This window comes from Pseudomonas sp. GW460-LB5 (genome assembly GCF_059423245.1).
This window is the reverse complement of sequence record NZ_JBWKXT010000054.1, coordinates 1-10,158: the sequence shown is the minus strand read 5'-3', so window position 1 is coordinate 10,158 and position 10,158 is coordinate 1. Positions and strand designations below refer to the sequence as shown.

The 10,158-nt window shown below is 62.6% G+C and carries 11 protein-coding genes; 3 read left to right on the top strand and 8 right to left on the bottom strand.

The features are described from left to right. Window positions 1–24: 24 nt before the first annotated feature. The 6 genes from AC07XM_RS24890 to hemJ all read right to left on the bottom strand — a co-directional run bounded on the left by AC07XM_RS24890 (window position 25) and on the right by hemJ (window position 4,451). Window positions 25–1,065 carry a hypothetical protein gene (locus AC07XM_RS24890; protein ID WP_023048032.1) on the bottom strand — a complete coding sequence of 347 codons (1,041 nt, stop codon included), beginning with the start codon at window positions 1,063–1,065 and terminating at the stop codon, window positions 25–27. 10 nt (window positions 1,066–1,075) lie between these two features. Then, a complete protein-coding gene (coq7, locus tag AC07XM_RS24885; protein WP_016484635.1) occupies window positions 1,076–1,723 on the bottom strand; it encodes a 2-polyprenyl-3-methyl-6-methoxy-1,4-benzoquinone monooxygenase in 648 nt (215 codons plus the stop codon). 65 nt (window positions 1,724–1,788) lie between these two features. Continuing rightward, window positions 1,789–2,127 carry a histidine triad nucleotide-binding protein gene (locus AC07XM_RS24880; RefSeq protein WP_016484636.1) on the bottom strand — a complete coding sequence of 113 codons (339 nt, stop codon included), beginning with the start codon at window positions 2,125–2,127 and terminating at the stop codon, window positions 1,789–1,791. A 63-nt stretch (window positions 2,128–2,190) separates the two neighbouring features. After that, window positions 2,191–2,973 carry an SDR family NAD(P)-dependent oxidoreductase gene (locus AC07XM_RS24875; protein WP_016484637.1) on the bottom strand — a complete coding sequence of 261 codons (783 nt, stop codon included), beginning with the start codon at window positions 2,971–2,973 and terminating at the stop codon, window positions 2,191–2,193. A 67-nt stretch (window positions 2,974–3,040) separates the two neighbouring features. Then, window positions 3,041–3,997: an NAD(P)H-dependent flavin oxidoreductase gene (locus tag AC07XM_RS24870; RefSeq protein WP_102689879.1), complete on the bottom strand. Its 957-nt coding sequence runs from the start codon at window positions 3,995–3,997 to the stop codon at window positions 3,041–3,043. A gap of 28 nt (window positions 3,998–4,025) precedes the next feature. Beyond that, window positions 4,026–4,451 (bottom strand): protoporphyrinogen oxidase HemJ, encoded by a 426-nt coding sequence (gene hemJ / locus AC07XM_RS24865; RefSeq protein WP_016484639.1) that lies wholly within the window; start codon window positions 4,449–4,451, stop codon window positions 4,026–4,028. A gap of 142 nt (window positions 4,452–4,593) precedes the next feature. Between hemJ and argC the strand changes: the two genes are divergently transcribed. Together argC and erpA are read left to right on the top strand one after the other, a co-directional pair. Further along, window positions 4,594–5,628 carry an N-acetyl-gamma-glutamyl-phosphate reductase gene (argC, locus tag AC07XM_RS24860; RefSeq protein ID WP_019472953.1) on the top strand — a complete coding sequence of 345 codons (1,035 nt, stop codon included), beginning with the start codon at window positions 4,594–4,596 and terminating at the stop codon, window positions 5,626–5,628. A gap of 146 nt (window positions 5,629–5,774) precedes the next feature. After that, entirely contained in the window at window positions 5,775–6,125 is a 351-nt protein-coding gene (erpA, locus tag AC07XM_RS24855; protein ID WP_003255511.1) for an iron-sulfur cluster insertion protein ErpA, read from the top strand. A 59-nt stretch (window positions 6,126–6,184) separates the two neighbouring features. On the opposite strand, the gene AC07XM_RS24850 is transcribed toward erpA, so the two are convergent. Both AC07XM_RS24850 and AC07XM_RS24845 read right to left on the bottom strand, forming a co-directional pair. Beyond that, window positions 6,185–7,276, bottom strand: coding sequence for an anhydro-N-acetylmuramic acid kinase (locus AC07XM_RS24850; protein WP_016484641.1), 1,092 nt, complete (start codon window positions 7,274–7,276; stop codon window positions 6,185–6,187). 4 nt (window positions 7,277–7,280) lie between these two features. After that, window positions 7,281–8,702, bottom strand: a complete 1,422-nt coding sequence (locus AC07XM_RS24845; RefSeq protein ID WP_016484642.1) for a peptidoglycan DD-metalloendopeptidase family protein — start codon at window positions 8,700–8,702, stop codon at window positions 7,281–7,283. Between the two features lie 212 nt (window positions 8,703–8,914). Between AC07XM_RS24845 and tyrS the strand changes: the two genes are divergently transcribed. Beyond that, a complete protein-coding gene (tyrS, locus tag AC07XM_RS24840) occupies window positions 8,915–10,114 on the top strand; it encodes a tyrosine--tRNA ligase (RefSeq protein WP_016484643.1) in 1,200 nt (399 codons plus the stop codon). Window positions 10,115–10,158 lie beyond the last annotated feature (44 nt).

Below are 10,158 nucleotides of genomic sequence, written 5' to 3'. Positions count from 1 at the left end.
CCCCCCCCCCCCCCCCCGGCACTATCAGCTCCGAAGTGCGGGCAGTGCAGCTTGCACCCACCGTGGCAACCATCCCCGCATCACTTGGCTCAACCGCTCCCGCCGCTTCTGGTAAACCAGCCCCAGCCAGATAACCGCCAGCCCGATCAAGGTCACCACCACCGGGAACAGCAGCGATTCGGCAAATACCTCGTACGACAGGTACCCCAGGTAAGCCGCCACCCCCAGTGCACCAAACACCATGAACACCGGCCGGCGCAGCAGCACGGCCATGCCCATCAGCGCTATGTTGGTCAGGCAGTACATGGCCTTGCCCAACTCACTGCCGCTGTCCAGCAGCGTCAAGCCGCCCCAGAATGCCGCCAGCCCGGCCAAGTAGCCCCAACGGGCGTAGTCTTCTTGCGTGCGGCCGTCTATCAACAGGCACACCACCAGCAAGCCCAACCCGAACCACAGCGAAACTTCGCGGCGCTGCTCCCAACTGAACGGCGAGCCGAAGAACCATTCGCTCAGGTCCATCGACATGAACCACAGGGCCACGGCTATAGGCATGACGACGAACGGGTAGGGGATCAGCCTCAGCATCAGCAAACCGGCAAGCACTGTGGCCGCTTCCATCGCCAGCCAGCCGCCCTGCACGTAGGTGTAGTACTGGTGATACTCGGCTTGCGCGTCGTCCAGTGGCCACCAGCCTGCCAGGCGCTCAATGGCAAACACCGCCAGTGGCACGATACTGACCGCTACCGCCGCCAGTACCCCGGCAGCAACGGGCTGGGCGCGGCGCTGCAGGTTGAGGGCGGACAAGGTGATCAGCAGGATATAGAGGCTGGCGATGATCAATAGCGCGCCGTCACCAATGCTCATCCAGGCTTCGGTGAGCAACCAGCCCATGGCTGCCATGATCAGCATGGCGCCGAAGTAGAACGCAACATGGGCCAGCTGAAAGCTGCCACGTGCCGCCGGTTGCTGGCGCAGGAATGCCAACAGGCTTTGGTCCTGGCCCGGCTGGAGAATCCCGGCCTGCACGGCACGCGCCAGGTCCTTGGCGTCGAAACGGTCCGTCATGGCGATGCCTTCAGATGCGGTAGGTGCTCTTGGTCATGACCTTGGCCAGCAAGCTCATGCCAAAGCGGACAGGGGCCGGGAAGCGATAACCACCGGCTTCCAGGGCGGACTCGGCGTGCTGCTCTTCGTCGATGCGCATCTGTTCGAGAATGGCCCGGGACTTTTCGTCTTCGTGCGGGATCTGCTCCAGGTGCTCGTCGAGGTGCTTGCACACCTGGTGCTCGGTGGCGGCGACGAAGCCCAGGCTGACCTTGTCGCTGACCAGGCCGGCAAGTGCGCCGATGCCGAACGACATGCCGTAGAACAAGGGGTTGAGCACGCTTGGGTGGCTGTTCAACTGGCGAATGCGCTGTTCGCACCAGGCCAGGTGGTCCACCTCTTCCTCGGCGGCATGCTCCATGGCCTTGCGTACTTCGGGCAGCTTGGCGGTCAGGGCTTGGCCCTGGTACAGCGCCTGGGCGCACACTTCACCGGTGTGGTTGATACGCATCAGCCCGGCGATGTGGCGGGTCTGCTGCTCGTCCAGGTCGACGTCCGGCTGGACAATGGCCGGCGATGGCCGGGCGGGTTGGCCGCTGAAGGGCAGCAAGGTGCGCATGGCGGTATCGGCCTGCAGCAACAAGCGGTCGAGCGGCGAGTAGTGACGTTCGGTAGCCATCGGGCACCTCCGCAAGAATGTGCCCGACAGTTTACCGCAATAGCGGCGGGGTCGCTTGCCGTGGATCAGCCCGGTGGCCAGTTCATCTGGCGCTGGCCCAGCACGTGCATATGGATGTGGTAGACAGTCTGGCCGCCCTTCGGGTTGCAGTTCATGACCACGCGGAAACCTTCCTCGCAGCCCTGCTCGACAGCCAGGCGCTGGGCGGTGAACAGGATGTGGCCCGCCAGGGCCTTGTCTTCTTCGGTCAGGTCATTGAGCGTGCGGATGTGTTTTTTCGGGATGACCAGAAAATGTACCGGTGCCGCGGGTGCAATGTCCTTGAAGGCCAGGACCTGGTCGTCTTCGTAGATGATATCCGCCGGGATTTCCCGGTTGATGATTTTGAGGAATAGATCGTCCACAGCACTTGCTCCATGGTGAGGGTCGGGCCGAGTGTACTCAGCCGAGCGCCGCTCGCCCAGTGGCTATTCCATGCCGGCCGGGCAATAGCGGCGGTGGATGGCGCCGGCCAGTTTGCACACCAGCCAGCGCGGCAGCAGGCGCGGGGCCAATGCCAGCCAGCGGTTGCGTCGGCCTGGCATGATCAGCGCACGGTTCTTGTCCAGTGCACGCACGGTATACAGCGCTACTTCTTCGGGGCTGAGGCAGCGGGGTTTGCCATCGAGCCGCGCAATGCGCCGGCGCGAGGAGCGTACAGGGCCTGGGCACAATACCGAGACCTTGATACCGGTACGCTTGAGTTCTTCGCGCAGGGCCTGGGAAAAACTCAGCACGTACGCCTTGCTGGCGGCATAGGCCGCCATCCACGGGCCGGGTGCCACCCCGGCAAGGCCAGCGACGTTGAGGATCTGGCCGCCACCCTGCACGGCCATCAGGTTGCCGATGGCGTGGCACAGGCGGCTCAGGGCCAGAACGTTGACCTCCAGCAGATCCTGCTCGTCGGCCCACTCATGGGCCAGGAACGGCCCGTAGGTACGCAAGCCGGCACAGTTGACCAGCAGGTCGATACGCCGTTCGCCTTCTTCCAGTTCCAGTACGAAGCCAGAAAGGCGCAGCGGCTGGCTGAGGTCGCAGGCGCGGAACAGCACCTCGACACCAAAGCGTTGGGTCAACTCAAGGGCCACGGGTTCCAGCGTTTCCCGCTGACGTGCCACCAGGATCAGGTTGCGCCCGCGCCGTGCCAGAGCTTCCGCCAGGGCCAGGCCCAAGCCGCTGGAAGCACCAGTGATCATGGCGTAACGGGTCATGCAAGGCTCCTGGGGGCGAAAGAGGGCGCCTAGTGTACAGCTTGGCCGGGTAAGGTGTTGCGTTTTGCTACAAGGTGCGGGCGCGCAGAATCTGGCAGCGATCCAGGGCTTCCCGGTACTCACTGTGGAGCCGTTCGATCAATGCACTGGCGCTGGGCAGATCATGGATTTCGCCGACACCCTGGCCCGCCGACCATACGGTCTTCCAGGCCTTCGCTTCGTCGTCGATAGGTTTGAGCTTGCCTTGCTCGTGGCCGCCCTTGAGGGCGTTCATGTCGTAGCCAGCCTGCTCCAGGCTTGAACGCAGGAAGCTGGCAGGTATGCCGGACACTGCCGGGGTGTGAATGATGTCGGCGGCGTGGGCATCGAGTAGCATCTGCTTGTAGGCATCCTGGGCCTGGCTTTCTGCGGTGGCGATGAAGCGCGTACCCATGTAGGCCAGGTCGGCGCCCAGCAATTGTGCGGCGAGGATTTCGTGGCCATGGTTGAGGCAGCCGGCCAGCAGCAGGGTCTTGTCGAAGAACTGGCGAATCTCTGCGGCCAGGGCGAAAGGGCTCCAGGTGCCTGCATGCCCGCCCGCGCCGGCAGCCACGGCGATCAAGCCATCGGCACCCGCTTGCGCGGCCTTCTCGGCATGGCGGCGAGTGGTGACATCGTGGAACACCAGGCCGCCGTAGCCATGCACGGCATCGACCACTTCCTTGACCGCCCCCAGGCTGGTGATGACGATCGGCACGCGATGCTCCACGCACAAAGCCAGGTCGGCCTGCAGGCGTGGGTTGGTCGGATGGACGATCAGGTTGACCGCATAGGGGGCTGGCGCCTCCAATAGCGCCAGGCCTGCCTCGATTTCCTCCAGCCAGGCCTTGAAGCCCGCGCTGTCGCGCTGGTTCAGGGCCGGGAAACTACCCACTACGCCGCTGGCGCAGCACGCCAGTACCAGTTTGGGGTTGGAGATCAAGAACATCGGCGCTGCGACAACAGGCAGGCGCAGGCGTTGTTCGAGCGAGGCAGGTAGCGACATGGCAAGGCTCCTTGAGCGGGTGGCTATGTCAGAACGGTTTGACCACCACCAGAATTACGATGCCCAGCAGGAACAGCACGGGCACTTCGTTGAACCAGCGATAGTAGACGTGGCTGCGGGTGTTGTTGCCGCTGGCGAAGCGTTTGCGTTGGGCACCGCACATGTGATGGTAGCCGGTCAGCAGGATGACCAGGGTCAACTTGGCATGCAGCCAGCCCTGGCTCAGCCAGCCGGGCGTGAGGTAGAGCATCCATGCGCCGAACACGTAGGTGGCGATCATCGCCGGGTTCATGATGCCCCGGTACAGCTTGCGTTCCATGGTCACGAAGCGTTCCTGGCTGATGCTGTCCTGGCTCTGGGCGTGGTAGACGAACAGCCGCGGCAGGTAGAACAGGCCGGCGAACCAGCAGACCACGCTGACGATATGCAGCGCTTTGATCCATAGGTAAAGCATGGAGGGAGTTCCTTCAGGTATTCACGGTCGTCAGATAGTAGTGGTCAAGCGCCCGAAGGGTCACCCGAAGAGTTGTTACAGGCGCTTCACGCCCCTATCATCGTGCGCTTTCCAGACGGCTCGTTGATAAGGGGCAAGCGTTATGATCAAGGTCGGTATCGTCGGCGGCACGGGTTACACCGGCGTCGAACTGTTGCGTCTGCTGGCACAGCATCCACAGGCCGAAGTGGCGGTCATCACTTCGCGCTCCGAGGCGGGCGTGGCGGTGGCGGACATGTACCCGAACCTGCGCGGCCACTATGACGGGCTGGCGTTCAGCGTGCCGGACAGCAAGGCGCTGGCTGCCTGTGATGTGGTGTTCTTCGCTACCCCGCACGGTGTTGCCCATGCTTTGGCCGGTGAACTGCTGGCGGCCGGCACCAAGGTGATCGACCTCTCGGCCGACTTCCGCCTGCAGGATGCCACCGAGTGGGGCAAGTGGTATGGTCAGCCGCACGGTGCGCCAGAGCTGCTCAAGGACGCCGTGTATGGCCTGCCTGAAGTCAACCGCGAGAAGATTCGCCAGGCGCGCCTGATCGCCGTACCGGGTTGCTACCCTACCGCCACCCAGCTGGGCTTCCTGCCGCTGCTGGAGGCGGGCCTGGCCGACCCGTCGCGCCTGATTGCCGACTGCAAGTCGGGTGTCAGCGGTGCCGGTCGTGGTGCGGCAGTGGGTTCGCTGTTCTGCGAGGCCGGCGAAAGCATGAAGGCCTATGCGGTCAAGGGCCATCGTCACCTGCCGGAAATCAGCCAGGGCCTGCGCCTGGCTGCTGGCAAGGACATCGGCCTGACCTTCGTGCCGCACCTGACGCCAATGATCCGTGGCATCCACGCCACCCTGTACGCGAATGTTGTCGACACCTCGGTCGACCTGCAGGCGCTGTTCGAGAAGCGCTACGCCGACGAACCGTTCGTCGATGTGATGCCAGCTGGCAGCCACCCGGAAACCCGCAGTGTGCGCGGCGCCAACGTCTGCCGTATTGCCGTTCATCGTCCGCAGGGTGGTGACTTGGTGGTGGTGCTGTCGGTGATCGACAACCTGGTCAAGGGAGCCTCCGGCCAGGCGGTACAGAACCTGAACATCCTGTTCGGCCTGGATGAGCGGATGGGCCTGTCCCACGCAGGCTTGCTACCGTAAGCGAACTGCGATCGAAATGGCCCGCCTTGCGCGGGCCATTTTGTCAGTCGCGACTAAAGCCGCACAATTCTTGACCAATTTTCTCGGGAAAGCGGATAATGCGCGTCATCGAGTTTTAAGGCGGCAACTGCGCCGGGAGAGTCAACATGAGCGTCGAAACCTTCACCCCTACCGGTCTGGAATTCACCCATGGGGCGGCCCAGAAAGTGAAGAACCTGGTCAATGAGGAAGGCAATGAACGTCTGAAACTGCGGGTGTTCGTGACCGGTGGCGGCTGCTCGGGCTTCCAGTACGGTTTCACTTTCGATGAAGATGTGGCCGAAGATGACACCATCGTCGAGCGCGAAGGCGTGTCGCTGGTGGTCGACCCGATGAGCTTCCAGTATCTGGCTGGCGCTGAGGTGGACTATCAGGAAGGCCTGGAGGGGTCGCGCTTTGTGATCAAGAACCCGAACGCTGCCACTACGTGCGGTTGCGGGTCCTCGTTCTCGATCTGAGATCTCGCTCTACGAAAACGCCGCGCAATTGCGCGGCGTTTTGCTTTCTGGTGTAGCAGTTAGGCCGGGTAGATTGCGCCCAGTACCCGCAAACCCTTGGCCGCCGTCACGCTTGGCCGGTTGGCGCTGATGCCTTCGAGGCAGCAGTGGGCCAGCCAGGCAAAGGCCATGGCCTCGACCCAGTCAGGGTCTACGCCATGGGCGCCGGTACTGGTGACACGGGCCTTGGGCAGCAGTTGGCCGAGGCGGGCCATGAGGGCACCGTTACGTGCGCCGCCACCGCACACCAGCAACGCTTCGGTGCCTTGCTGGGCATTGCTCAGCGAGTCGATGATGCTGCGAGCGGTAAGCTCAAGCAATGTCGCCTGTACATCCTCGTCCGGGTAAGCGGGCAGGCCTGCCAGGTGGCCATCCAGCCAAGGCAGGTTGAACACTTCGCGGCCGGTGCTCTTCGGGCCGCTACCCGCAAAGAACGGGTCGGCCAGCATCGCACTCAGCAAGCCCCCCTGTACCACGCCCGAGGCCGCCCAGGCACCATCGGCATCGTAGGCCTGGCCGCGCTTGCGCTCTATCCAGGCATCCAGCAGCACGTTACCCGGACCGCAGTCGAAGCCGTGGACCGGCTTGTCCTGCTCGATCAGGCTGAGGTTGCTGAAGCCGCCCACATTCAGAATTGCCAGACGCTGGCCCAGGTGGCCGAACAGGGTTTCGTGGAAGGCCGGAACCAGCGGCGCACCTTGGCCTCCGGCAGCCACATCGCGCCGGCGGAAATCGGCAACCACGCTGATACCCGTTAGCTCGGCGAGCAGCGCCGGGTTGCCGATTTGCACGGTAAAACCGCGTGCGGGCTCGTGGCGGATAGTCTGGCCGTGGCTGCCGATGGCGCGGATGGCCTCGGCCCCCAGTCCTTGGCGGGCAAGCAGTTGGCGTATACCTTCGCCTGCCAGGCTGGCCCAGCGGTTTTCGGCCAGCGCCGCGCGGGCTATTTCGTCAGGGCCGCTGCTGCACAGGGCAAGCAGTTCCTGGCGCAGGTCGCCGGGCATGGGCAGGTAATGGGTGGCGAGCAGTTCAAGCTGCTCGCCTTGTTCGATCAAGGCAATGTCAAGGCCATCAAGGCTGGTGCCGGACATTACCCCCAGGTAGAGCGCCATGGGCTTAGCGCTTGTTCGCTGCGAGCAGGGTGGCCTTTTCCTGATCCATACGGGCAATCAGGGGCTGGCTCTGCTGCAGGAAGCGCTGGCGCTCGTTCTTGGCGATTGGATCAGCCATTGGCACTTTCTGGCTCAGCGGATCGACGTGCACACCGTTGACCTGGAACTCATAGTGCAGGTGGGGCCCGGTAGACAGGCCGGTGGTGCCGATGTAACCGATGATCTGGCCCTGCTTTACCGAACTGCCAGTCTTGATGCCTTTGGCAAAGCCCTGCATGTGCCCGTACAGCGTCTTGTAGCGGTTGCCGTGCTGGATGATCACGGTGTTGCCGTAACCGCCACGGCGCCCAGCCAGTTCGATGCGGCCGTCACCGGCAGCCTTGATTGGCGTACCGCGCGGGGCGGCGTAGTCGACGCCTTTGTGCGCGCGGATCTTGTTCAGGATGGGGTGCTTGCGGCCGGCGGAAAAGCGCGAACTGATACGGGCAAAGTCCACCGGCGTACGGATGAAGGCCTTGCGCAGGCTGTTGCCGTCGGCAGTGTAGTAAGTGGTGTTGCCCTGCTTGTTGGTGTAGCGCACGGCGGTGTAGGTCTTGCCGCGGTTGGTGAAGCGGGCGGACAGGATGTTGCCGGTGCCGACCACCTTGCCGTCCATGACCTTCTGCTCGTAGACCACATCGAACTCGTCGCCTGGGCGAATATCCTGAGCGAAGTCGATGTCGTAACCCAGCACCCGGGCCATGTCCATGGTCATGCTGTGGGAGAGACCGGCGCGCTGGGCCGAAGCCGATAGCGAGCTCTTGATCACGCCGTGGGCATAGGCAGTACGAACTACGGGTTTGCTGATTTCACGGTTGAAGGTGTAGCCCTTGGCGGACTTCGTCAGCCGAATGGTCTCGAGATTGCTGACCTTGCTGTGCAGGCTGGCGAGCTGGCCATCCTTGTCGAGCTCGAACTGCAGTACCTGGCCGTGTTTGAGCTGGCTGAACTGCTTGGCCTGCTTGTTACTGGCCAGCAGGTCGTGTACCGCATTGGCCGGCAGGCCGACCTTGGCGAACAGGGTGGACAGGGTGTCGCCACGTGCCACGGTGACTTCGCGGTGGCCAGGCTGCTTGGCTGCTTCGGCGACGGGTTCGGTGGCAGGGGCTGGCTGCTCGGCCGTTTGGGTCTTGGGGGCTGCCTCTTCGATCTGGGCGAAGGGCGAGCCTTGCTCACTTTCTGCCTGCACCAGGGGGGCAGCACGGGATTCGTCTTTCAGCTGCTCGGCCGGGCTCTCCAGCTCGAGGTTGAGGGTGGTTTTCTTGGCTTCCACTTCGCTGGAGGGGAATACCAGCAGAGCCAGACTGAGCAGGGCGGCAATGCCGCTGGCGGCCAACAGATGGCTTTTCGGATAAAGCGGGGGCGCTTTAGGCGGTTCGTTGGTCATGGGTAAGGTGACTTTGAAAAAGTGAAATGGAAAAGATGAATGACATGATGAAGATGAAATAACTGTATAAAATATAACCAAATCCATTTTCACGCAAGGGCGCGTAGACGCCGCGAGCCCGTGCCCGGGTCACATTCCTTTGCGAAACTTGTATTTGACGGCCGATCTTGTATGGTTGGCTCCCCCTGAATCTGAGCCTTGCGGGTTTGTCTATGAAGTCGGTTGAAGAGCAGCTGGCGCTTATAAAGCGCGGCGCGGAAGAAGTACTGGTCGAGTCGGAACTGGTAGAGAAGCTCAAGCGCGGCCAGCCTCTGCGCATCAAGGCCGGCTTTGACCCGACTGCGCCTGACCTGCACCTGGGTCACACGGTGCTGATCAACAAGCTGCGTCAGTTCCAGGAGCTGGGCCATCAAGTCATCTTCCTGATCGGTGACTTCACCGGCATGATCGGTGACCCCAGCGGCAAGAGCGCCACGCGCCCACCGCTGACCCGTGAGCAAGTGCTGGACAACGCCGAGACCTATAAGCAGCAGGTGTTCAAGATTCTCGACCCGGCCAAGACCGAGGTCGCGTTCAACTCCACCTGGATGGACAAGCTGACCCCGGCCGACTTCATTCGCCTGGCGTCGCAGTACACCGTGGCGCGCATGCTTGAGCGCGATGACTTCGACAAGCGTTACACCACCAACCAGCCGATCGCTATTCACGAGTTCCTCTACCCCCTGGTGCAGGGCTATGACTCGGTGGCGCTGAAGGCGGACGTCGAGCTGGGTGGTACCGATCAGAAGTTCAACCTGCTGATGGGGCGCGAGCTGCAACGCGCCTATGGTCAGGAAGCGCAGAACATCGTGACCATGCCGTTGCTCGAAGGCCTCGACGGTGTGAAGAAAATGTCCAAGTCGCTGGGCAACTATGTAGGTATTCAGGAAGCGCCGGGGGTGATGTACAGCAAGCTGGTATCTATCCCGGATACTTTGATGTGGCGTTACTTCGAGCTGCTGAGCTTCCGTTCGATGGAAGAGATCGAGCAGTTCCGTGCCGATGTTGCCAAGGGTGCCAACCCGCGCGACATCAAGATCAAGCTGGCCGAAGAGATCGTTGCGCGTTTCCATGGTGAGGAGGCAGCGGCCAACGCTCACCGTGGTGCTGGTAACCGCATGAAAGAAGGTGAGTTGCCGGAAGACCTGCCGGAAGTCGAAGTGGTTGCAGCGGAAAACTTGCCGATTGCTGCCGTGCTGAACCGGGCTGGCCTGGTAAAGAACTCGGCTCAGGCGCGGGACCTGCTGAGTGGCGGCGCTGTTAAAGTCGACGGTGCGGCCGTGGATCGTGACTTCGTGTTTGCGCTGGGCGCGACCCATGTGTGCCAAGCGGGCAAGAAGTCGTTTGCACGGGTTACCCTCAAGGCTGAGTGAGCGATTGCAGGTGTAGCTATATAGAAGCGGGGAGGCCGAAAGGC

Bases quoted from the DNA above. Each gene is read 5' to 3' on its own strand.
- AC07XM_RS24845 (WP_016484642.1), bottom strand. From the start codon at position 8,702: ATGACCAACGAACCGCCTAAAGCGCCCCCGCTTTATCCGAAAAGCCAT.
- erpA (WP_003255511.1), top strand. From the start codon at position 5,775: ATGAGCGTCGAAACCTTCACCCCTACCGGTCTGGAATTCACCCATGGG.
- AC07XM_RS24875 (WP_016484637.1), bottom strand. From the start codon at position 2,973: ATGACCCGTTACGCCATGATCACTGGTGCTTCCAGCGGCTTGGGCCTG.
- hemJ (WP_016484639.1), bottom strand. From the start codon at position 4,451: ATGCTTTACCTATGGATCAAAGCGCTGCATATCGTCAGCGTGGTCTGC.
- argC (WP_019472953.1), top strand. From the start codon at position 4,594: ATGATCAAGGTCGGTATCGTCGGCGGCACGGGTTACACCGGCGTCGAA.
- coq7 (WP_016484635.1), bottom strand. From the start codon at position 1,723: ATGGCTACCGAACGTCACTACTCGCCGCTCGACCGCTTGTTGCTGCAG.
- tyrS (WP_016484643.1), top strand. From the start codon at position 8,915: ATGAAGTCGGTTGAAGAGCAGCTGGCGCTTATAAAGCGCGGCGCGGAA.
- AC07XM_RS24850 (WP_016484641.1), bottom strand. From the start codon at position 7,276: ATGGCGCTCTACCTGGGGGTAATGTCCGGCACCAGCCTTGATGGCCTT.
- AC07XM_RS24870 (WP_102689879.1), bottom strand. From the start codon at position 3,997: ATGTCGCTACCTGCCTCGCTCGAACAACGCCTGCGCCTGCCTGTTGTC.
- AC07XM_RS24890 (WP_023048032.1), bottom strand. From the start codon at position 1,065: ATGACGGACCGTTTCGACGCCAAGGACCTGGCGCGTGCCGTGCAGGCC.